This window comes from Haloarcula sp. CGMCC 1.6347 (genome assembly GCF_037078395.1).
GTDB lineage: Archaea > Halobacteriota > Halobacteria > Halobacteriales > Haloarculaceae > Haloarcula > Haloarcula amylolytica.
Map to the genome: position 1 here is coordinate 959,441 of NZ_JAYMGX010000001.1, position 20,243 is coordinate 979,683.

The 20,243-nt window shown below is 62.7% G+C and carries 22 protein-coding genes; 10 read left to right on the top strand and 12 right to left on the bottom strand.

The window, feature by feature from the left end; genetic code table 11:
• Positions 1–36: 36 nt before the first annotated feature.
• The gene (locus tag VI340_RS05155; RefSeq protein ID WP_336329640.1) at positions 37–954 is read right to left on the bottom strand and encodes an NAD-dependent epimerase/dehydratase family protein; all 918 of its coding nucleotides are present in this window, start codon (positions 952–954) and stop codon (positions 37–39) included.
• A gap of 110 nt (positions 955–1,064) precedes the next feature.
• Between VI340_RS05155 and VI340_RS05160 the strand changes: the two genes are divergently transcribed.
• Positions 1,065–1,598, top strand: coding sequence for an Rrf2 family transcriptional regulator (locus VI340_RS05160; RefSeq protein WP_004515710.1), 534 nt, complete (start codon positions 1,065–1,067; stop codon positions 1,596–1,598).
• Positions 1,599–1,742: 144 nt separating this feature from the next.
• On the top strand, positions 1,743–2,912 hold the full coding sequence (locus VI340_RS05165; RefSeq protein ID WP_336357930.1) for an NAD(P)/FAD-dependent oxidoreductase: 1,170 nt from the start codon (positions 1,743–1,745) through the stop codon (positions 2,910–2,912).
• 228 nt (positions 2,913–3,140) lie between these two features.
• Here the strand turns inward: VI340_RS05165 and VI340_RS05170 are convergent, their stop codons facing one another.
• From VI340_RS05170 to VI340_RS05190, 5 genes are all read right to left on the bottom strand, one after another.
• Positions 3,141–3,965 (bottom strand): nucleoside phosphorylase, encoded by an 825-nt coding sequence (locus VI340_RS05170; protein WP_008309739.1) that lies wholly within the window; start codon positions 3,963–3,965, stop codon positions 3,141–3,143.
• On the bottom strand, positions 3,962–4,348 hold the full coding sequence (cdd, locus tag VI340_RS05175; protein WP_004962275.1) for a cytidine deaminase: 387 nt from the start codon (positions 4,346–4,348) through the stop codon (positions 3,962–3,964). Before cdd ends, VI340_RS05170 begins: the two co-directional genes overlap by 4 nt.
• A gap of 71 nt (positions 4,349–4,419) precedes the next feature.
• Complete coding sequence (locus VI340_RS05180; protein WP_008309734.1) at positions 4,420–5,787, bottom strand: phosphopentomutase/phosphoglucosamine mutase; 1,368 nt, start codon at positions 5,785–5,787, stop codon at positions 4,420–4,422.
• Positions 5,788–5,920: 133 nt separating this feature from the next.
• Positions 5,921–6,634, bottom strand: a complete 714-nt coding sequence (gene psmB, locus VI340_RS05185; RefSeq protein WP_008309732.1) for an archaeal proteasome endopeptidase complex subunit beta — start codon at positions 6,632–6,634, stop codon at positions 5,921–5,923.
• A 102-nt stretch (positions 6,635–6,736) separates the two neighbouring features.
• Positions 6,737–6,907, bottom strand: a complete 171-nt coding sequence (locus VI340_RS05190) for a hypothetical protein (protein ID WP_004593118.1) — start codon at positions 6,905–6,907, stop codon at positions 6,737–6,739.
• A 273-nt stretch (positions 6,908–7,180) separates the two neighbouring features.
• Here VI340_RS05190 and VI340_RS05195 point away from each other — a divergent pair, with 273 nt between their 5' ends.
• The 3 genes from VI340_RS05195 (at position 7,181) to VI340_RS05205 (ending at position 8,432) form a co-directional block, all read left to right on the top strand.
• Complete coding sequence (locus VI340_RS05195; RefSeq protein WP_004515717.1) at positions 7,181–7,552, top strand: DUF555 domain-containing protein; 372 nt, start codon at positions 7,181–7,183, stop codon at positions 7,550–7,552.
• Positions 7,553–7,623: 71 nt separating this feature from the next.
• On the top strand, positions 7,624–8,166 hold the full coding sequence (locus VI340_RS05200) for a CBS domain-containing protein (RefSeq protein ID WP_008309731.1): 543 nt from the start codon (positions 7,624–7,626) through the stop codon (positions 8,164–8,166).
• Positions 8,167–8,252: 86 nt separating this feature from the next.
• On the top strand, positions 8,253–8,432 hold the full coding sequence (locus VI340_RS05205; protein ID WP_008309729.1) for a hypothetical protein: 180 nt from the start codon (positions 8,253–8,255) through the stop codon (positions 8,430–8,432).
• Positions 8,433–8,459: 27 nt separating this feature from the next.
• Here the strand turns inward: VI340_RS05205 and purM are convergent, their stop codons facing one another.
• The 3 genes from purM to VI340_RS05220 are packed head-to-tail and all read right to left on the bottom strand — an operon-like array spanning position 8,460 to position 11,740.
• Complete coding sequence (gene purM / locus VI340_RS05210) at positions 8,460–9,476, bottom strand: phosphoribosylformylglycinamidine cyclo-ligase (protein ID WP_008309728.1); 1,017 nt, start codon at positions 9,474–9,476, stop codon at positions 8,460–8,462.
• Positions 9,477–9,536: 60 nt separating this feature from the next.
• Positions 9,537–10,211, bottom strand: coding sequence for a site-2 protease family protein (locus VI340_RS05215; RefSeq protein ID WP_008309725.1), 675 nt, complete (start codon positions 10,209–10,211; stop codon positions 9,537–9,539).
• A complete protein-coding gene (locus VI340_RS05220; protein ID WP_008309723.1) occupies positions 10,211–11,740 on the bottom strand; it encodes a TraB/GumN family protein in 1,530 nt (509 codons plus the stop codon). The genes VI340_RS05215 and VI340_RS05220 overlap by 1 nt, the downstream gene beginning before the upstream one ends.
• 247 nt (positions 11,741–11,987) lie before the next feature.
• On the opposite strand from VI340_RS05220, the gene VI340_RS05225 reads away from it, so the two are divergent.
• The 4 genes from VI340_RS05225 to VI340_RS05240 all read left to right on the top strand — a co-directional run bounded on the left by VI340_RS05225 (position 11,988) and on the right by VI340_RS05240 (position 13,640).
• Positions 11,988–12,263, top strand: coding sequence for a PadR family transcriptional regulator (locus tag VI340_RS05225; protein WP_004515723.1), 276 nt, complete (start codon positions 11,988–11,990; stop codon positions 12,261–12,263).
• 57 nt (positions 12,264–12,320) lie between these two features.
• Positions 12,321–12,764: an acyl-CoA thioesterase gene (locus VI340_RS05230; RefSeq protein ID WP_008309716.1), complete on the top strand. Its 444-nt coding sequence runs from the start codon at positions 12,321–12,323 to the stop codon at positions 12,762–12,764.
• 110 nt (positions 12,765–12,874) lie between these two features.
• A complete protein-coding gene (locus tag VI340_RS05235) occupies positions 12,875–13,330 on the top strand; it encodes a hypothetical protein (RefSeq protein WP_336357931.1) in 456 nt (151 codons plus the stop codon).
• 130 nt (positions 13,331–13,460) lie between these two features.
• Positions 13,461–13,640 (top strand): HEWD family protein, encoded by a 180-nt coding sequence (locus VI340_RS05240; protein WP_014040080.1) that lies wholly within the window; start codon positions 13,461–13,463, stop codon positions 13,638–13,640.
• 134 nt (positions 13,641–13,774) lie between these two features.
• On the opposite strand, the gene VI340_RS05245 is transcribed toward VI340_RS05240, so the two are convergent.
• A complete protein-coding gene (locus VI340_RS05245) occupies positions 13,775–16,600 on the bottom strand; it encodes an oligosaccharyl transferase, archaeosortase A system-associated (protein ID WP_336357932.1) in 2,826 nt (941 codons plus the stop codon).
• A 96-nt stretch (positions 16,601–16,696) separates the two neighbouring features.
• Between VI340_RS05245 and aglG the strand changes: the two genes are divergently transcribed.
• Entirely contained in the window at positions 16,697–17,632 is a 936-nt protein-coding gene (aglG, locus tag VI340_RS05250) for a glucosyl-dolichyl phosphate glucuronosyltransferase (RefSeq protein WP_336357933.1), read from the top strand.
• 39 nt (positions 17,633–17,671) lie between these two features.
• Here aglG and VI340_RS05255 read toward each other — a convergent pair whose 3' ends face one another.
• A complete protein-coding gene (locus VI340_RS05255) occupies positions 17,672–19,123 on the bottom strand; it encodes a lipopolysaccharide biosynthesis protein (protein ID WP_336357934.1) in 1,452 nt (483 codons plus the stop codon).
• Positions 19,123–20,226, bottom strand: coding sequence for a sulfatase-like hydrolase/transferase (locus VI340_RS05260; protein WP_336357935.1), 1,104 nt, complete (start codon positions 20,224–20,226; stop codon positions 19,123–19,125). The genes VI340_RS05255 and VI340_RS05260 overlap by 1 nt, the downstream gene beginning before the upstream one ends.
• Between the last annotated feature and the right edge of the window lie 17 nt (positions 20,227–20,243).

The following is a 20,243-nucleotide window of genomic DNA, read 5'->3' on the forward strand; positions in this document are numbered from 1 at the left end:
GGACTAAATATCAGTGTTTGCCTGTTCTCCGATAACTTACGTGTAGGGCGCACAGACCAGTTCGATGCCCTCCTCGAAACTGATCTCCGGTTCCCAGCCTGTCGCGTCGTGCATCCGCGAGAAGTCAGCGCAGGTGTCGTGGACGTAGACGTCCTCGGGAATCGGGTTCTCGACGTACTCCGGTTCGATATCGGTACCGAGTTCGTCGTTCAGCATCTCGACGACGGTGTTGAAGTCGTAGGCCTCGCCGGTCCCGAGGTTGTACACGCCGTTCAGTTCGTGTTCGGCGGCCAGAACGAGCCCGTGGACGATGTCGTCGACGTGGGTGAAATCGCGGGTCTGCTCGCCGTCGCCGTACAGCTTCGGCGCGTCGCCGCCGGCAAGGTCGTCGGCGAACTGGGCGATGACGTTCGCGTACTCGCCCTTGTGTTCCTCCGCGCCGCCGTAGCCCTGGTACACCGAGAAGAAGCGCATCCCGGCCAGCGAGAGGTCGTAGTGGTTCTGGAAGTACTCGGCGTACGTCTCCCGGGCCATCTTCGAGGCCTCGTAGCCGGTGTTGACCGTCACATCCATGTCCTCTGGCGAGGGTTCGGTCCGGCTGCCGTAGATTGAGGACGTCGAGGCGTAGACGATGGTGTCACAGCCGTCGTCCCGGGCCTGCTCGACTGTGTTGACGAACCCCTCGACGTTCACGCGAGCGCCGTGAGTGGGATTGTCCTCGTGCATCGCGTAGGACGAAAGGGCCGCGAGGTGGAATACCACGTCCACGTCGGTCGGCAGGTCGTCTTCGAGGACGCTCTGCTCGACGTACTCTACGTCTTCTGATACGTTTTCCGGCGTGCCGAGGTAGCCGTCATCGAGGGCGATGACCTCGTTGTTCTCGGCCAGTTTGTTCGCGAGGTTCGCCCCGATAAACCCCCCACCGCCGGTCACCAGAACGCGTTGATTTTCCATATCTGTGTCAGGTCAGCGCTGGAATAAAGTACTAACGTTTTCCGCGATTCTGGGACGGTTCCAGACGGTTTACCGTCGCATTTAAGGACGGCTGTACCGAACAACAGATTATGTCATCTATCGAACTGACACCCAGTCAAAAGAACATTCTGCAGGAACTGGTAAATCTCTATCGGGAAAGTGAAAGCGCTGTCAAAGGCGAGGACATCGCCGAGAAGGTCGACCGCAACCCCGGGACGATTCGAAACCAGATGCAGAGCCTCAAAGCCCTGCAGCTTGTCGAGGGCGTCCCCGGCCCCAAAGGTGGGTACAAGCCCACCGCCAACGCCTACGACGCACTCCAGATTCAGGACATGGACCAGGCCGCGGAGGTTCCGCTGCGCCACAACGGCGAGCTCGTCGAACACTCGAACGTCGAGGAGATCGACCTGACCAGCGTCCACCATCCCGAGGAATGCCGCGCGGAGATTCAGCTGCAGGGTACGATGTCCGAATTCCACGAGGGGGACTCGGTGACAGTCGGTCCGACACCGCTGTCGAAGCTCCAGATTATCGGGACCCTCGAAGGCAAGGACGACACCAACAACAAACTCATCCTCGCTATCGACGATATGCGGGCACCGGCGGGCGAACCGGAACACTAGTACGTGTCACTGGTCTTTTGAATTGTTTTCCTGCGGTCACCGGGGCCGCGACATACCGTATTTGCCACAGTCTCGCTGGAGAATTGTTCCCCCGCTGAGAGGGATTTCAAAGGGTTTGTATCAGTCGGTTGCGGAGTCTCCGGTATGACAGAGAACGTGGTCGTGCTCGGTGCGGGGTACGCTGGCGCGGGGGCAATCAAGAGTTTAGAGGACGAGCTAGACGGTGTGGCAGACGTCGATGTGACCTGGATTTCTGAGACGGACTATCATCTGGTCTTGCACGAGTCCCACCGCTGCATTCGGGACCCGAGCGTCCAGGAGAACATCGCTATTCCCGTCCACGAAATCAAGCAGCCCTCGACGGCGTTCGTCCAGGACGAGGTCGTCGGTATCGACACCGACGCCCAAGAAGTGGCCCTCGCCGATTCTGACACCGTCGAGTACGATTACCTGCTCGTGGGGCTGGGCTCGCAGACGGCCTTCTTCGGCATCGACGGCCTCGAAGAGCACGCGCTGACGCTCAAGAGCCTCGACGACGCCCTCGAAATCCACGACAAGATTCAGCAGGCCGCTCGCGAAGCCTCCACGAACGACCCTGCACAGGTCGTCATCGGCGGTGCTGGCCTCTCGGGCATCCAGACCGCCGGCGAGGTCGCCGAGTTCCGCGACGAACACAACGCGCCAATCGACATCCACCTCGTCGAAGGCCTCGACCAGGTTCTGCCAAACAGCGACCCCGAACTCCAGGGTGCCCTGCGCAAGCGCCTGGAAGCCGCCGACGTGAACATTAAATGCGGCGAGTTCATCGGCGAGGTCGACGAGGAGACCGTCTACATCGGCGACGAGGACGAACTGGACTACGACGTGCTGGTCTGGACCGGCGGCATCACCGGCCGGGACTGCATGCAGGATGTCGACCTCGATAAAGACGACCGCAACCACCGCGTCCACGCGGAAGGGAACTTCCAGACCGACGACGAGCACGTCTTTGCGATTGGTGACTCGGCACTCATCGACCAGCCCGGCGACCAGCCCGCGCCGCCGACCGCCCAGGCCGCCTGGCAAGCCGCCGAAGTCGCTGGTGAGAACCTGGCGCGCGCCGTCCGTGGCCAGCCACTCAAGACCTGGACCCACAAGGACAAGGGGACCGTCGTGTCGGTCGGGGAGAAAGCCGTCGCCCACGACGTGGTGAACATGCCCATCGAAACCTTCGGCGGGCTGCCCGCGAAACTGCTGAAGAAGGCGATTGCCGCCCGCTGGATCAAGGACGTTACTGGCGTCGGTCGGGCCGCCAAGGCCTGGCCTGACATGTAGTACCTTTTTACGTCACCCCCTCTCCTCGCGGCGCTTCGCGCCGCTGCGGGGAGCGGGTTCGCAAAAATCTACGCTAAAAACGACCGTCTCGCTCCCGCTGGTCGCGAGAAGTGAAACCGCGCGCCGATGGCGCGCGGTATGCTGTTTCTACCGCACTGCAATCACTACCGCAATCGCGACTGCAACTGTACCGCATCCCCTCGCGACTAGCAGTGGTCCGGAATCGGACTAGCGGTCAATGGACAGGCCGGCGTGCCACCCGTCGGCGTCGGCTTCCTCGACAGCGGCGTCCATCTCGGCCAGATACGAGACAGCGAGGCTAGCGCATTTCGCCGCTTTGCGCTCGCCTTCGGTTCGGAACTCGCCGGTGACGCGGTTGGCGTACACCGTACAGACAGCGCCGGCCCGCAGGCCGTACAGGTTCGCGAGCGTGAGAATCGTCGCGGCCTCCATCTCGAAGTTGAGGACGCCGGCCTCTTGGAGTGCTTCGATGCGTTCGTCGCTGCCGCTGGCCTCGAAGTCCTTGAATCCGGGGCGCGACTGGCCGGCGTAGAAACTGTCTGTCGAGCAGGTGACGCCGAGGTGGTAGTCGTAACCGAGTTCCTCGGCGGCGGCGACGAGGGCCGAAACGATCCGGTGGTCGGCGCTGGCGGGGTAGTCCTCGCGGACGTACTCCTTGCTGGTCCCCTCCTGCCGCACTGCGCCGGTCGTGATGACGAGATCGCCGATGCTGGCTTCCTCTTGAATTGCGCCACAGGAGCCGACCCGGATAAAGGAGTCAGCGCCGACGCGGGCCAGTTCTTCGAGCGCGATTGCGGCCGACGGGCCGCCGATACCCGTCGAGGTCACAGAGATGGGCGTGCCGTCGTGAGTGCCCGTTGCCGTGCGGTACTCGCGGTGTTCGGCCACGATATCGTGGTCGTCCCAGTAGTCGACGACCTTTTCCACGCGCTCGGGGTTCCCCGGCAGCAGGACGCTGTCGGCCACGTCGGCCTCGCTCACTTCCAGATGGTACTGTACGTCGTCGTTCGGGTCTTCACTGTCGCTTGTCATTTGTCGAGATGGTCGCTGGTGATTGTCGTTGGCAGGAGCTCCCCGAGTTCGTACACTGTCGGCTCGTCGCCGTCGGTGATGATTTCGAACGACTCGTCGCAGAACTCGCTGAACGTCTGGCGGCACATCCCACAGGGAGTGACGCCGTCGCGCTTGCCCGAGGTGACGGCGACGCGCTCGAATGACCGGTGGCCGTCGCTGACAGCCGCGCCGATGGCTACTTCTTCGGCGTGCAAGCTGTTGCTGTAGTTGGCGTTCTCGATGTTACAGCCGGTGTAGACGCTGCCGTCGCTCGTTTCGAGCGCCGCACCGACGGTGTACTCGGAGTACGGTGCGTACGCCTCGTCGATGGCGTCTCTCGCTGCGTCGAGGAGGTCCTCCATGCACTGGGCGTCGAAGGGCCGTGTAGAAATTCTATCGGTCTCGGAAGCGGGCGGGCGTGCCTGCTTCGGGTTCAGGCGTCGGCTGCACTGACAGCGCCAACAGCGTCACGGACCGCCTGTGTGGTTTCCGCGACCAGCGCGTCGATGTCGTCACTCTCCGCGTACACCCGGACGTACGGCTCAGTGCCGCTTGGTCGAACAAGCGTCCACGACCCGTCGTCGAAGGAGAGTCGGACGCCGTACTCGGTCGAGACATCAGCCTCGGGGAACGCATCCGGCAGGCTGGATTCGAGTCGGGCCATCGTCTCGGCTTTGGCGTCGTCGGGACACTCGACGCTCACCTTCTCGTAGGGCCGTTCGGAGATGACGGCCCGCCTGTCGGCGACGCTCTCCTCGGCGAACAGGCGTGTCAGCACGGCTGCGCTCGCCACGCCGTCTATCCAGCCGCCGAAGGCGGTGTGGATGTGCTTCCAGGGTTCGGCGGCGAAGACGACCTCGGTCTCCTCGGTCGCGTCCGCACGAACGTCGGCGATGCCGACGTGGAGTGAACCGAGGTGGATGCGCTCGACGCGGCCGCCGGCGGCTTCGACTCGTTCGTCGATACGACCGGAGGCGTTGGGCGTCGTCACGACGACGGGGTCCGAGACGGCCGCGGCACGCGTGTAGTGTTCGGCGAGCATCGCGAGTATCGTGTCCTCGTGGATGACGTCGCCGTCGGCATCGACCACGACGATGCGGTCGGCGTCACCGTCGTGGCCGAACCCGAAGTCGGCGTCCGTCTCGGCAACGAACTCGCGGAAGTCGGACAGCGTCTCCGGCGTCGGCTTGCTCTCGCGGCCGGGGAAGGTCCCGTCCACGTTCGCCTCCGTCGCCAGCACGTCGGCACCCAGTTCCCGGAGGACCTGCGGCGTCGCCACGCTGGCCATGCCGTTCCCGCAGTCGACCGCCACCGTCAGCCCCGACGGGTCGCCGCCGAGCGACTCGGCGTAGTCGGCGACAGCGCCTCGGTACTCGTCGAGGTAGTCGACCGATTCTGTGTCGCCCCAGTCGCGCCAGGCCGTCGGCGTCGAACCGTCCTCGATTCGCCCTTCGATGCGTGTCTCGTCGGTGTCGCCGTACTCGGTGCCGTCGGCGAACACCTTGATGCCGTTGTCCGTCGGCGGGTTGTGGCTCGCGGTAATCATCACGCCGTGGCGGCCCTGCGATGCGTACGCCAGTGCCGGCGTCGGCACGCGGCCGATTCTGACGACTCGCGCGCCGGCGCTTTGCAGTCCCGCGGCCATCGCATCAGCGAGCGCTGGCGAGGTCACGCGACCGTCGTACCCCAGTACGAACGTCTCGCCGTCCTGCCCAGTAGCCTGTCCAACTCGCAGTGCAAGGTCCGGCGTCACCTTCGATACGACATCACCGCGGATGCCCGCGGTCCCGAACAGTTCCATACCGGCGATGCGGAAGCCGACCGTATAATTCTCTCGTTCGCACGTCAGTTCAGGGTCGCCGTGTGGCCGGTTGGACGAGAACGATGGCTGATGTTGGATACAAACAGGTCAAAAGGGGCCGCGATGTGCCGGGTTACAGCAGTTCGTCGAAGTCGTAGCCGTTGATGTCGACGCCCTCGGCGGTGACATCGGCGAGGTAGATGCCGTTACCGGAGCCGGTGTCACGCTCGGCGGCGGCGTTGATCGAGGCGGCCGCGACCTCTTTTGCCTCCTCGTTTGTCATGTCTTCCTCGTAGCGGTCTTCGAGGGTCCCGTACGCGACGGTGAGCCCGGAGCCAGTGACAGTGTAGTCGTCTTTCATGACGCCGCCGGCCGGGTCGATGGAGTAGACGTGGTGGCCGTCGTCGTCGACGCCGCCGAGGATAGGGTTGATGGCGAAGAAGGGGCCACCGCGGGCGAAGTTGCCGGCCAGCGTCGAGAGGGCCTTCATGCTGATGTCCTCGCCGCGCCGCGCTTCGTAGAGGTTGACCTCGGCACGAAGCGTCCGGATGAACGACTGTGCGCCGCCGACGCTGCCGACGAGGGTCAGCGCCGCTGTGGGGTGAATCTGCTCGACCTTCTGGACGTTCTTGTTCGAGACGAAGCGACCACCGAGCGAGGCGCGCATATCAGTCGCGATGACGACGCCCTCGGACGTGCTGATGCCGATAGTGGTCGTTCCGGTCTTGTTCACCTTCTCCGAATCCTGTGCGGACTGTTCGGGGAGCTCGCCGACTTCGGGCGCGTACGGGTCGCTCTGGAACTCGTCAGCAGCCTGGGGTCCAGAAAGCTCCGGCCCCGGAGTCATATCTCGCATTACTGTGTGGTACTAGTCGGGCGCTGATAAAACCTCTTTTCCTAGTGGGGCCTGACCGCCACCGTCCGGCCAGGCGGCTATCGGCTGCCCGCGTTACGCGCTCGCTTGGTCGTAGGCCTCGTTGAGTCCCGACACGGCCCGGTCCATCGGCAGTCGGAGACCGAACTGCTCCGTGAGCATCGCCACCGGCAGCAGCATGATGCCCAGCAGCAGGGTGAGTTGATACAGTGCGAACAGCGTTGCGGTGTACAGTCGAGCTACCATCTTCCTCGGTCGTTCCAGAGTGAGTCTGGTATATAAGTCTTGTTGCCGAAACTCTGTTTTAGATTATCTTTTGTGGCAAAACAATCCCTCGCCGTCTTGCGGTTTGCTGAGATACCTGAGAGAATGGACTACTACCCGAACGATTCCGCTCACAGACATAATAGGGGCGTGAGTCAGGTGGTTGGTTCGCATAAGTTATAGAGATAGTAACGGTGACGTGCGCAACAGAAGCGAATCAAAACTATCGAATAGTCGGGCCACGAGAGCTAGTGTATGAACTACCTCGTGGCGATGGAAGCAGCCTGGCTGGTTCGTGACGTAGACGACATCGACGACGCTATCGGTGTCGCAGTGAGTGAAGCGGGGAAGCGGCTCAACGAGGCCGAGATGGACTACGTCGAGGTCGAGGTCGGCGCGACCGGCTGCCCGGCCTGTGGCGAACCGTTCGACTCGGCGTTTATCGCGGCCGACACGGCGCTGGTCGGACTGGTCCTTGAGATGGACGTGTTCAACGCCGAATCCCCAGAGCACGCCCAGCGGATCGCCAAGAGCGAGATCGGCGGCGCGCTCCGGGACGTGCCGCTGAAAGTCGTCGAGGTCTTCGAGACCGAAGCCGACGAGGACGAAGCCGAAGCCGAGGCGTAATCGGCGCTTCAGTTGATTCGCCCGCCGCAGCAGCCGTGGGCTTTTTATATTACCTCTGGTAATTAGCGGATATGGACTTACCGACGCCACAGGACCTGCGGGAGCGCCGCAACGAACTCGGGCTGACCCAGAGCGAACTGGCAGAGCGGGCTGACGTCTCTCAGCCCCTTATCGCTCGTATCGAAGGCGGTGACGTGGACCCACGGCTGTCGACACTCCGCCGGATCGTGACTGCACTGGAAGAGGCCGAGGGCGGCATCATCAAGGCCCGCGACCTGATGAACTCTCCCGTCGTTGGCGTCGCGCCCGACGATTCCGTCCACCAGGCCAAGGAGCTGATGGACGAGAAGGGGTACTCACAGGTCCCTGTCATCCGGGACGGGGCACCACAGGGCCTCATCGGCAACTCCGATATCCGCCAGCGCCCCGAAGAGAACGTCGGCGAACTTCCCGTCGCCGAGGTGATGAACGAATCTATCGCGACCGTCGAACCCGACGCTCCCATCGACGAAGTCGATGCTTACCTGAACCACAATGCCGCTGTGATGGTCGTCGAAGGCGGGGAAACTATCGGTGTCATAACCGAAGCGGACATCGCGCGTACGGTCAGCTAACTCTAATTCTCAGAAGCGCGAACTGCGATAGTGGCCGCGTACTACCCGTAGGAGGGGCTTAATACCGAAAACAGTGTCAGGGATATATGTCTATTCTCACCAATGAGAGACGTAGCGACATGCCTAATCCCAGCGACCCACTGTATGCCGAACTCGAAAAGGCCCTCGAGAACGCCGAAAGCGAAGCGGCCAGATATCACATCCGGCAGGCGCTCCAGATACGGATTGCGGAGGAGACCGCCGGCAAAGACATCTTGTCCGCCTGACCGGGTTCCGTCAGATCTTCAAACCACTCAGTCGGTGAGTTCGAGCCCGCGAATCGCGACCGCCTCGTCTCCATCAGCCACTTCGCCAATCACGCGAGCGTCCTCGCTGTCGGCGACGATCTCGTCGGCGTCAGCCTCGGGGACCGCAGCGACGAACCCAGTACCCATGTTGAACGTCCGGTGCATCTCTTCGTCGGTTACCTCGCCTTCCGCCTGAACGAACTCGAAGACGGGCTGGGCCTCGAAGGGATCCGTGATCTCGTACCGGTAGCCTCCCATCCGCGTGAGGTTGGTCCAGCCGCCGCCGGTGACGTGTGCGGCCGCATGGGTCTCGCTGGCACGAAGCGGCTCCAGTACCTCACTGTAAATCCGCGTCGGCGTCAACAGTTCCTCGGCGATAGTCCGGTCCGGGTTTGGCGGGAACGGGTCGGTGTACTCGTGGTCCTGTGTGACCGCCTCGCGTGCGAGCGTGAGCCCGTTGGAGTGAATCCCGGAGGACGGCCAGCCGACGATGGCGTCGCCGGGCTCGGCCTCGCCGGGGAAGACGGCGTCTTTCGGTGCCAGTCCGGCGCAGGTGCCGGCGATGTCCAGCCCCTTGATGACGTCCGGCATCACGGCAGTTTCGCCGCCTACGAGCGCCACGCCGGCCCGCTCGGCCCCCGTCCGGAGCCCCGCGCCGATGTCCTCGCTCGTCTCCTCGTCCGGCGTCTCGACTGCGAGGTAGTCGACGAACGCCACCGGCTCGACGCCGGTCGCGATGAGGTCGTTAGCGTTCATCGCGATGCAGTCGATGCCGATAGTCGAGTAGTCGTCGACGGCCTCGGCGACGAGGAGCTTGGTGCCGACCCCGTCCGTCGCGAGCGCGAGGTACTGGTCGCCGATGTCGACCAGCCCCGCGTAGTCACCCTCGAACTCGCCGGCCGCGCCGATGAGCGCCTTCGTGGCCGCCTCGCTGGCGTCGATGTCCACGCCGGTTTCCGCGTAGGTCAGTCCCTCCGCATCTTCGTCGCCTGTGTCCTCGGTCTCGGGTTCACCGTCGGTCATACCCGAGAGCGTGCGTGGCGCGGGCAAAAGAGCGTCGTTCCGGCGGAGCGTTGCGCCCGCTCAGAGAACGAACAGCGCGCCGACTCCGAGCAGAATCGACGGAACTGCCACGGCGAGAAACACCGGCGTACTCCACTCTCGAACCGTTCGGCCGTCGAGCGGGCCAAAGGGCAGCATATTGAAGCCGGCCAGCAGGAGGTTGATCTGCAGGCCCATTCGCGCGACCTCCCAGAGGAAGCCACTCGTACTCAACAGCAGCGCCGCGACGAACGGCACGAGGAACACGACGGCGAGCGCGAGGTTCGTCACCGGTCCCGCGACGGCGATGAGGCCGTGTTGCTTCGCCGTGAGGCGGCCACGATGAACGACTGCGCCCGGCGCGGCGAACAGGAAGCCGACGAGGCCGCCCAGGACTGCGAACCCGAGCATCCGGTAATCGGCCTTGAACGCGGCGATCTGACCGAAGCGGACGGCGACGACCTTGTGGGCCAGTTCGTGCAGCAGGAAGCCGACGCCGACGGTCAACAGGCTGACGGCGAACGTGCTGGCGATTTCGGCTCCCGAGAGCCCGCCGAACTGGCCGAAGACGATGCGGCGGAACTCCCGTTCGAGGAAGAACGTAAACGCCAGTCCGAGCGCGAGCCAGGCGACGAGGAGGTCCCGGAGTTCGCGCTGGCTGAAGCTGAGGCCGCCGACGGTCCGGCCTCCAGCGGTTCGCTGTCGGCGACCCGCCATCAGAGGACCCCCACGAGTATCTGCGTCCCTTCGCGGACGCCCTGCCAGAGCAGGCGCGAGACGCCCTGCATCCCGCCGATGTCCGACGAGATGTACGGGATCAACACTGGGAAGACGACGTATGAGGCGATTGCGCTGCCGACGTTCGTCAGCGCGACGACGAGGATCAGCCGGAACAGCGGCACGCCGCGCATCCGGCTGACGAGGTCCATGACCGGCGACTCCTGGTCGTTGAGTATCTCGTTGAGCGTCGCGATATCGCTGATGTTGACGGAGATGTACCGCAGTTCGACGTAGCCCGCGAACCAGCCGGCGGCAAGCAGCGGAAACAGGCTCGTCAGCCAGCCGAACGCGCCGGCGGCAGCCGCGCTCGACCAGTGAGCGCCGGCCACCTTCGCCAGCCCGCCGGCCAGTACGGCGTTGACGGCGACCAGCGCGACGAACAGCTTTAGCAGCACCGCCTGGCTCGCGCCACCGAGGATGAGCAGGCCGAAGAAGACGAGGAAGACGACGCCGAAGCCGTAGCCGACGAGCTTGTACAGTGAAAAGCGACGACCGCCTTCGGTTCCGGTGAGCGATTCCATCGGTGGGAGCGTCTCCGGGTTGTCGAGATAGCCCTGAATCCCCTCGCGGTGGCCGGCCCCGACAACGGCGAGGACGTGATAGCCGGCCTCACGGAGGGCGATGAGTCGATGGGCGATGAACGCGTCGCGTTCGTCGATGAGCGCCTCCGCGCCGCCGGGGGAGAACTGACGGAACTCCTCCATCATCGCGCTGACCACGTCTGTATCAGTCAGTGTCTCCATGTCGAACTCCTCGACGTCGGCCTCACCGCGGAACTGGACCAACAGCGCAGCGATGGGAATCCCGATACCGGCAGCGACGACACAGATGAGCAACAGCGTATCGAGCAGCCCCTCAGCAGTGCTTCCGAGGCTGCCCGGCAAAACCGAAAGAGCCCCGCTCGGGACGATGAACGGGCCACCGAAGGCCCCGGCGACGACTGCAAACAGCCCGCCGAAGACGGCACCGATGGTCAGCCCGACGGTCAACGGCGGCCCCATCTCGGCTGCGAGGCTGCCGACGAGTTTGAGTTTCTCGACGGCTGTCAGCCGCGCCCAGAACCGCTGGACGGTCGTCTGAATGTCCCGGTCGACGAGTGCGACGCCCAGACCGAGCCGTTCGGCGGTGTCGATACCCGCCTTCATGTCCGCACCCGGCTCGATGTCGAACCGGTCGCCCAGTCTGGTCTGGATGTACGACAGCATCCAGTACGCGAGGAACTGAAAGACGGTGTTCCCGCGCAGGAGGTCGCTCGCATCGAGGTCGTCAGGCGTTTCGCCCTTGATCTGGCGATACCGGCCCTCGTCGAGTTCCACGGCGACGATATCGGGCTCGGATTCTTCGATCGCTGATTCCACTTCCGTGACGCTGTGCTCGGAAACGTGAGCGGTTCCGACGACATCGACGCGTCCCGAACCTGACGGTTCCGGGAACTCGTCTGCCGCCGACTCCGCGTGTTCGGTCATCACCCGCGTTACACATTCGTTTCCTTTACCCTTGTCGGGTCCGGGTGACTGCCGAGAAACGGCGGCCGAAATCATGTCTGCGGCATTGTATGTTCCCGTTACGCGGCGAAGCTATTACCGACTCTCGTGTTAATACAGCCACAGATGCCGTGGTAACTACTGGACGGTGGCGGCGTTTGTAAATACGCAATAGATTTGCCGATTCAAAAGACTGATATGTACAGGGTCAAACTGTATCGGATATACGATGTATGACCTGACTGGATTCCAGCGGGACCTGCTGTACGTCATTGCAGGCCTTGACGAGCCCCACGGGTTAGCGATCAAGGAAGAACTCGAAAACTACTACGAGAGCGAAGTCAACCACGGCCGACTGTATCCGAACCTTGACACGCTCGTCGAAAAGGCGCTCATCGAGAAGGGCGAACGCGACCGCCGAACGAACTTTTACACGCTGACCAAGCGCGGCCAGCGCGAACTCGACGCCCGGAAGGAGTGGGAAGCGCAGTACGTTTCGGCATAGTCACGTTTTCGACGCCCGTCCGACAGACTCAACCCAGGTGCTGGCCAACCTCGCGCCATGCCGACGGTACTGGAAACCTATATCGAGAACCGCTGGATGGTACAGCCCAACCACTCGAACCACCTGGGTTCGACTCACGGAGGGAACGTACTGAAGTGGATGGACGAACTCGGGGCGATGTCGGCGATGCGCTTTGCCGGCGAGACCTGCGTCACCGCGCGGATGGACCAGGTGAACTTCAAACGGCCGATACCTGTCGGTGACACGGCTCTCATTGAAGCGTTCGTCTACGACACGGGCGAAACGAGTGTCAAAGTTCGACTTCGAGTCGCCCGAGAGAACCTCAGAACCGGCGAGACTGAGTCGACAGCGGAGTCGTACTCGGTGTACGTCGCGGTCGACGAGGACAGGAACCCGGTTCCCGTTCCCGACGTGACGGCCGAGACTGACCGCGGGGAACGACTGCGACAGCGCGCCCTCGACGGGGAAGCGAACCGCTGATACTGTCTGCTGTACTCACGCGACGGATATTGCCACCTCGGAGTGACGACGACCGTCAGAGAGACAGCCAACAGTACGACCTTTATTCCGCTCCGCTGCCAACCACGACTATGACACTGGATGTCGAGACGCCGGAACGGCCGGAACTGTCCACCGGCGTCGCTGCCGACGAGTACGACGACGCCGAAGTACAGGGCGACGAATACCGGCGCGAGGAACTCGCCGAGGCCCTCGACGACGGCGCGTGGGCGGACGCTTTCGAAGAGTGGGCTGCGGACGCGTCGCTCGATGCCGACCAGTGGGCCATCGTCACGGATCTAGGCCTCATCGAGGAGTTCGATTTCTTCTGGGACTCCTTCGCGGGCCGTGTCGGCTACCATGCCCCGGGCTTGCCCGAGGACTGGCGTGAACGGGAGATTCACCCGGACATCGACTCCTGGGGCACTGTCTCAGGTATCAACGCCGGACTGACCGAGTTCGGACAGGTCGTCTGTGAGGTGCTGGCCGACGAGTACATCGACTGGGAAGCGGAGGAAGTCGGTGCGGACGACCTCCCGGACTTTTGAGCGTCGTATCGTTTGCACTACCCGGGAGTCAGTGTCGGTACAGCACACCCACGTCGTCGGCTGCGAATCGCTTCGCACGGGCCGGTCAGGGACCGGCAGCCTGATAACGACCCACGCGCTTGCACCAGATATGGCTGAAATCGTCACCCCACGCAAACGCGAGTGTGAGCGGTGTGGGCGGGTCGACGAGTGGGACCCAGAACAACACAGTTGGCGCATCGTCACCGACGACGACACCAAGCAGTCCGGCGACCCACACTGTCTCCACGAGTGGGACATCAACGGCACGTTCAATCCGCTAGCCGAGTGAGCGCGGTACCGCTGCTGTCGGTTTTTTTCGCAAGCATGGACCACTGCTAGAACGCGCCCCGTCGACGAAATCCTGCAAAAACTCTCAGTTGGACCGAACAGTCGGCCTGACGGTGACTGACCGCTGGGACTCCGTTACGCTCCTGCTTCAGCCGCGTCTTCTGTCATCGGGGTGCGCGATTCACTGCTGGTCCCATTGCCCTGCTGAATCGTTACCGGTTCCAGTTCGACGGTTGCGGCGGAGTCGTCCTCGCCGATGACCTGTCCTTCAGTAACCTCGGTCGTCCCGGTAAAGCCGGTCCGGTTGCCGTTGTTGGTCCCGACTGCGGTGAACTGGTACTGGGTCTCTGCACGGACGCTCACGTTCGTGTAGCCCTCGTCGGTGCCCCAGTCGTCGTATCCGGTAGTCGAGTAGGGAACGGTCATCTCGAAGTTCCCGTTCTGGTCGGTCTGGGTCCGCTGGCGGTAGATGAACGTCTTGTTCGTGGCCGGGTTGCGCATCTGTACGGCGGTCCGCACTGTCGTGTTCGCCGGTCCAGTCCCTTCGACCGTCGCACCGGGGACGCGCTCGAATATCTTCGTCCAAGCGGAGTGTTGGTACTGCGGACTGTTCGGGAACGCCTCGGTCTCACTGGAGCCGACTAAGCGGTAGTGCTCCATTGCGGGAACGCGCTCGGTGGGAGCGCCACCGAACCCGCCCAGCTGTGATGTCGAGTCACTCTCGACGTACTGACGGGCCTGCTCCATGTTCTGGAACTCGCGGACGACCTGTCCCTGTCGCTGGCCCTCCGGTTCCTCTTCGTTGGTCGGCGCACCACGGTACTGGCCTCCTTGGCGTGTCTCCTTGTTCTCCCAGTCGATGACAATCGGTTGCGGCTCCGCAGCACTGCCGTGGAACCGGTACAGCCGTGTGACCATCGTCTCGTAGTATGCCTGCTGCTGGAACGTCACCTGCTGGACACCGCCGTCCCGGGTCTGGACGTACAGTCGACTGTAGAAATCACTGGCCTGCACCCCGTCGACGAAGGCCGGTGGGGCGAAGAACTTCCCGTTGTATGGGTCGTTCCCGTTCGTCTCGACCATCCGCCAGTCAACAGCCACGTACCGGGTCTTCGCGTCATCCTCGTCTGTGCTGTCGAGGATATCGTTTGCCTGCGTTTCGTTCTGTGCGATCAGGAACGGCGCGGCCGTGTCCGTGCCTTGCTGGAACGGGTTCGCGTTCGGAACGCGCTCGGCTCTGGTTGTAATCCAGTGCCCGTAGTCCCACCACGACAGGACGCCGTACTGCCCTTCCTGATAGTCGAAGTCCTCTTGTTGCTCGTACGTACCGTAGTAATCGAGCGTCGCGTCGCCACCGGAGCCGTACGCGCCCTCCGCAGGCGTGTTCCCTTCCATCCACTGCAGGCTCTCGTCCCAGCCCTGGATACTTGGGCCGGGGCCGGTCTCGCCAGCCTCGACCGGCGACGTCGTACCGAAGGCGAACAGCGGGACAACGATCACGAGGAGTACCGTGAGAATCGTCACGACCTGATAGTATTCGATCCCGTCGTCGGTACTGAAATCGAACCAGAGGATGAATCGACCGACGACCATTCCCGACAGCACCGCAATTGGCGCAGCGATATAGTACGCGAACCGCTGCTGGGTGAATGTCGCGGATAGAATGAACAGCGCCCAGACGACGACGAGTAGCTCTTCCGCAGGTGCATCATCCGAGAGGAGCTGCTTCCCGAGCAAAAAGAGGCCGCCGATCGCCGCAACGATGACGGCGAATCCGTATGCGTTAAACAGAACGCCGGCGTCCCGCAGTGGGGCCGCTTCGCCGACGGTGCTGGCCGTTTCGCTGATCGTGAACCCGACGACTCGCATCACGTTTCGCGTCAAGAAATTCCACAGGTTCGGGGTCAACACTGCCATCAGAACCGCTCCGAGGGCGAGGATTCCGAACACAGTCGCAGGGTACACGTACCGGCCGTACTCGCGCTGCTCCATGAATCGGGCCAGCCATGCCATGAAGACGCAGCCGAGGCCAACGGCCAGTGCCAGACCCGGCTGTAGCAGCGACTGAGAGGTCGCTGTGATTTCTAGGACGGTGATTCGAGACGCACTCACTACAGCGGTAGTCGTCATCGTAATTGCGCCCGCGATGGCCGTGTGTTCCGGGCTGCTGTCGTGAACGTACTCCAGACACAACCGGAGCAGGAAGAAGACACCGAGTATCCCGAGAAGGAGTACACCCGGCGGCCAAACCCAGAGATACAGCGCAATCGCCACACCGGCCAGCATGGACCAACTGATGGTGTCCCGCAATGCATCGATATCTCGCTCAAGGAACTGCTCGTAGATCGGCTTGTCCCGCGCGGCGACGCTGACAGCCACCATGACTCCGAGGACACCGAGTACCTGAAAGAGCGCTTCAGCGACGTGGTGGTCGGAGAAACCGACGAGGCTCCGCCGCAGGAGCCACCCCGTCGAGAATGCCATCACAGTAACTGCAGTTACACCACCGAGGCGGCCGCCGAGTCGCCGTCCGATGAGGTACGTCGGAACCGCAACGAGCGTCCCGAACACGGCCGGTGCGAACAGAACCGTCATCGCGACTGTCTGATCACTAGGGGAACCCAGACCGATAATGAGGGCAACCGTCGCGATGATCTGATCGAACAGCGTCCCGAACTGCCCGTTACTGGTCCCGTACGGGAACGCGGTCCAGGGGTCGAACGGCATCGTCGTAGGCCAGTTCTGGACCACGTACTGCGTCGAACGGTAGTGGTACCAGGCGTCGTTCCCGCTGAACAGCACCTCGCCATCAACGATAAAGTTCTGCCAACTCCGGACACGATTCCACAGCATGAACCCGAGCAGTACCAGGAGGACCGGAACGTGGTACCAGCGCTCGGCCCACTCCAGGGCGGACTCGAGTTCGGGGTTGTCGTCAAGATAGCCCCGTGATTGACTCATTGCACGGAAAAACTGCCAAGGCGCGCATAAGCCTTTTGACCTCTGTGCGAGCGCAGGATGGAAACGCCTAACAGCACCGGTGGCACACCACCGACCATGCGAGTCTCGGTCGTGCTCTGTACGCACACGATGGAGCGGTACGACGACTGCCGGGCGGCGGCCGAGAGCGTCTTAGCCCAGACCTACGACGATGTGGAACTCGTACTGGTCTCGGATGGGAACCGCGAAGTGTACGAACAGTACGAATCCGACTTTGGCGAGCGGGACGACGTCCTGACTCACTGCAACGACGAGAACGTTGGACTGCTAGAGAGCCGGAACAACGGGGCCGAAGTCGCCACCGGTGACGTAGTCGCGTTCATCGACGACGACGCAATCGCCGATGAAGAGTGGGTCGCGGCGCTAGTCGATGCTTACGAACAGCACGACGCCCTCGCGGTCGGCGGCCGAATGACGCCGGCGTGGGTCGCCGGCAAACCGAGCTTTCTCCCCGAGGAGTTCTACTGGCTCATCGGCGTCACCCACCGTGGCTTTGGCCCAAACGGCGACCCCGACGAACCCGGCGTCGTCCGCAACACCTTCGGCTCGAACATCTCCTTCAACCGGGACGTGTTCCTCGAACTGGGCGGCTTCGACGACGACATCGGCGGCCGCCAGGGCGAGAAGAACCTCCAGGGCGGGGAGACGGAACTCTGTGCGCGCTTGCGAACGGAATACGACGAGGGAGTGTACTACACCCCGGACGCGCTCGTCGCGCACAAGATATTCGACTACCGAACCGACCCCGGGTGGCTCGTCGACCGCGCGTTCTGGCAGGGGTACTCGAAGCGCGGCATGGAGGTGTTTGTACCGGAATCGACCGGCGAGGAGTCCGATTTCCTCGGCGACCTCCTGTTTCGGTTCCTCCCGTTACGTCTCCGTGGACTCGTCGAATCTCCGTCTCTCGGCGCAGTCCTGCAGTTGGTCTTCCTATTTCTTCTCACCAGCAGTGTCGGCGTGGGATACCTTTACGGAATGTACGTCTGGAGATAGCCACTGCCTCCGGAACGCTATCGCTTCTGTAACAGTGGTTTAGTTTAACACCGAGTCCAAGACTTCGGTCGCCTCTTCGACAGTCAGGACGCCGGAGACGTGGCTACCGAGTGCGTAGACACCCAGCCCAACGAGCGGGAGGACACTCAGGTCGACAAACCACGGGCCGTACGGCTCCAGTGCGAGCAACAACAGGGTCGTACCGAGCCCGAGAGTGAGGACCCGAACTGCCGGGAACCCGGTGAGCGGCCTGAGACCGACGTTGCGCGCGGCTAAAACGTGAGTTACCGCCATGAGCCCGTATGCCGTCGAGGTGCCGATAGCCGCGCCAACGATGCCGACACGCGGTATCAACAGCACGTTCAGGACGATGTTGACGACCACTGACACCCCCGTTGCGAGGAGTAACTGTCGCAAGTGCCCCCCTGCCTGTAACACTGGCCAGATGACTCGTGCGACGGCAAACCCGAGCACACCCGGGAGGAGTACCTGTAGCGGTCGGACGCTCGCCTCGTACGGGGCGCCGAAATACACAGTGAGGAACTGCTCGCCCAGGACGAAGACGCCGGCGACGAGCAACACCGTGAGAACGATGACGTATCGGAGGAGCCGGGATAACAGCGACGTGAGTTGATCTATCCGCCCGTCTTCCCAGAGCTCCGCCGTCGACTGAATCATCACCATCTCCATCGCGACCGAGACGACCCACATGAACTCCGATACCTGCAGCGCCGCCCGGTAGTGCCCGGTTTTTGTCGCGTCCCAGAAGTGGCTGACCAGCAGGACATCGATCTTGTACATGCTCGTCAACAGGAGTGTAAGCGCCATCGACTGAACCCCGAACCGAACCAGCGGTCGCGTGTATGTTTTGAGAGCTAAGCTGCGTACAGACGGGAGTACACCGGCCTCGCGGAACGCCAGTGCCGTCGAGAGGACACCCGTGAGCAGAAACCCTGTCGCGAATCCAGCAAACACGCCCGGTACGCCGTATCCGGTACCGGCTAACGAGAGCCCCACGACAGCGAGGATAACAGATCGGGCAGGGACGAGCGGTTCGGCGAGCTCCTCCCGTTTGTACGCGTGGAGAACGCCACGACCGAAGTAGTACAGTTGCTCACCGACGACTGCACCGAGCATCAGGTACAGCGCCGACTGGAGTGTTCCGTCAGTAAACCAGGTGATGAGTCCGAATAGAGCTGGAATTCCGACAAGTAGGCTCCCAGTATGAAGCGCGAATGACGTGGTGACAACGCTGGTTCGGTCGTCGCCGGTCTCCCGCGACGCGTACGTCTTGGTCGCCTCGAACAGCCCGAGGTTCAGTATCTTCCGGCTCGGGAGGAAAATCGCCATCACCAGTGCGTATGTCCCGAACCCGTTCTGGCCGACGGTACGGACCAGTAGCGGGATGAAAACGGCGAACGTCAGGAGCCGACCGAGGTCTCCTGTAAAGACCGAAAGATATCCCTTTAGAATGCTACCGTCATCGGCCATCACTCGACGTAACCGAGGTCACGCATCTGTTGTTTGAGGTCGTCGTCCACGTCGTCGCGCTCGACGTCGACCGTTTCCCCGTTCCGGACCATTGACACGTCCGCGTCGCGGCTCACGATTTTCGTCTCGAAGTCCTGCCACGCGACGGTCGTCGTTCCGTGCCACGGCGCGATAGTGAGCGTCTGGTCGCGTGGTGTCTCTCGGACGTCTTTCCCGTGCCACTCGGAGGGGATCTCACCGCCGACTTCACCCAGCAGCGACGGCGCGATATCGAGGACGCTGAGGGGTTCACACAGCGAGAGGTCGTTCGTCGCCACGGGCACGGTGGTCAGCGCGTCGACTACCCGTCGCCGCTGTGGCTGGTGGAAGTAGTGGCCGTCCTCGCCGAACTCGTCGCCGTGGTCCGAACTGAACACGACGAGCGGGTCCGATGAGTCGACGCTGTCGACGAGGCGCTCTATCTCGGCATCTGCCCGGGAGAGGGTCTGGCGGTACTTCTGCGTAATTGTTCCCTTCTCGTCCGTACTGAGCTTTTCAGGGGCGAACAGCGCCTTTCGGTCGATCTCTTTCGGCACGGCGTCGTCGCCGAGACCGTACGGACGATGCGTTCCCATCATGTGGAGCCACATGAACCGTGGCCCCGACTCGTCGTTGAACGCCGCGATCGCGTTGTCGATGAGTTCGTCGTCGGGCAGCCGGTTCGATAGCTTCGCGTGGGGCGGCCGGAAGCGATGGTAGACCTTCCGGATGAGGTCAAACTGTGACGCGAACTGTCGAAGGGGGTTGCCGCGGTTACCCGCCTCGCAGTAGTTGTTGTACACGTCGAACCCGGCATCGAATCCGAACCGCGGGTCAGTGTGGGGAGACGAGGAGAGACCGATAGTCGTGTACCCGGCCTGCGAAAACGCTTCCGCGACCGTCGGGGACATCGCTCGGGACTCGATAGCCCCCTGATACGACGCAGTGAGAATACTGGCGAGGCTGGGCCGCGTGTAGTGGGCACCGGTCACGCCCTGATGCTGAGAGAACGTAGAAACGAACTCCATTGCGTCCACGAAATCGTAGCGGACAGAGTCTGCGGTAACGAAGATGATATCTCTCATTGCTACCAGCACCGATT

Coding starts and splice junctions, on each gene's coding strand:
- VI340_RS05180 (WP_008309734.1), bottom strand. CDS start 5,787: ATGGAACTGTTCGGGACCGCGGGCATCCGCGGTGATGTCGTATCGAAG.
- VI340_RS05230 (WP_008309716.1), top strand. CDS start 12,321: ATGCCGACGGTACTGGAAACCTATATCGAGAACCGCTGGATGGTACAG.
- VI340_RS05215 (WP_008309725.1), bottom strand. CDS start 10,211: ATGGCGGGTCGCCGACAGCGAACCGCTGGAGGCCGGACCGTCGGCGGC.
- VI340_RS05220 (WP_008309723.1), bottom strand. CDS start 11,740: ATGACCGAACACGCGGAGTCGGCGGCAGACGAGTTCCCGGAACCGTCA.
- VI340_RS05165 (WP_336357930.1), top strand. CDS start 1,743: ATGACAGAGAACGTGGTCGTGCTCGGTGCGGGGTACGCTGGCGCGGGG.
- VI340_RS05225 (WP_004515723.1), top strand. CDS start 11,988: ATGTATGACCTGACTGGATTCCAGCGGGACCTGCTGTACGTCATTGCA.
- purM (WP_008309728.1), bottom strand. CDS start 9,476: ATGACCGACGGTGAACCCGAGACCGAGGACACAGGCGACGAAGATGCG.
- VI340_RS05235 (WP_336357931.1), top strand. CDS start 12,875: ATGACACTGGATGTCGAGACGCCGGAACGGCCGGAACTGTCCACCGGC.
- VI340_RS05240 (WP_014040080.1), top strand. CDS start 13,461: ATGGCTGAAATCGTCACCCCACGCAAACGCGAGTGTGAGCGGTGTGGG.
- aglG (WP_336357933.1), top strand. CDS start 16,697: ATGCGAGTCTCGGTCGTGCTCTGTACGCACACGATGGAGCGGTACGAC.
- VI340_RS05200 (WP_008309731.1), top strand. CDS start 7,624: ATGGACTTACCGACGCCACAGGACCTGCGGGAGCGCCGCAACGAACTC.
- VI340_RS05170 (WP_008309739.1), bottom strand. CDS start 3,965: ATGACAAGCGACAGTGAAGACCCGAACGACGACGTACAGTACCATCTG.
- VI340_RS05195 (WP_004515717.1), top strand. CDS start 7,181: ATGAACTACCTCGTGGCGATGGAAGCAGCCTGGCTGGTTCGTGACGTA.
- psmB (WP_008309732.1), bottom strand. CDS start 6,634: ATGACTCCGGGGCCGGAGCTTTCTGGACCCCAGGCTGCTGACGAGTTC.
- cdd (WP_004962275.1), bottom strand. CDS start 4,348: ATGGAGGACCTCCTCGACGCAGCGAGAGACGCCATCGACGAGGCGTAC.
- VI340_RS05155 (WP_336329640.1), bottom strand. CDS start 954: ATGGAAAATCAACGCGTTCTGGTGACCGGCGGTGGGGGGTTTATCGGG.
- VI340_RS05205 (WP_008309729.1), top strand. CDS start 8,253: ATGTCTATTCTCACCAATGAGAGACGTAGCGACATGCCTAATCCCAGC.
- VI340_RS05160 (WP_004515710.1), top strand. CDS start 1,065: ATGTCATCTATCGAACTGACACCCAGTCAAAAGAACATTCTGCAGGAA.
- VI340_RS05260 (WP_336357935.1), bottom strand. CDS start 20,226: ATGAGAGATATCATCTTCGTTACCGCAGACTCTGTCCGCTACGATTTC.
- VI340_RS05255 (WP_336357934.1), bottom strand. CDS start 19,123: ATGGCCGATGACGGTAGCATTCTAAAGGGATATCTTTCGGTCTTTACA.
- VI340_RS05245 (WP_336357932.1), bottom strand. CDS start 16,600: ATGAGTCAATCACGGGGCTATCTTGACGACAACCCCGAACTCGAGTCC.
- VI340_RS05190 (WP_004593118.1), bottom strand. CDS start 6,907: ATGGTAGCTCGACTGTACACCGCAACGCTGTTCGCACTGTATCAACTC.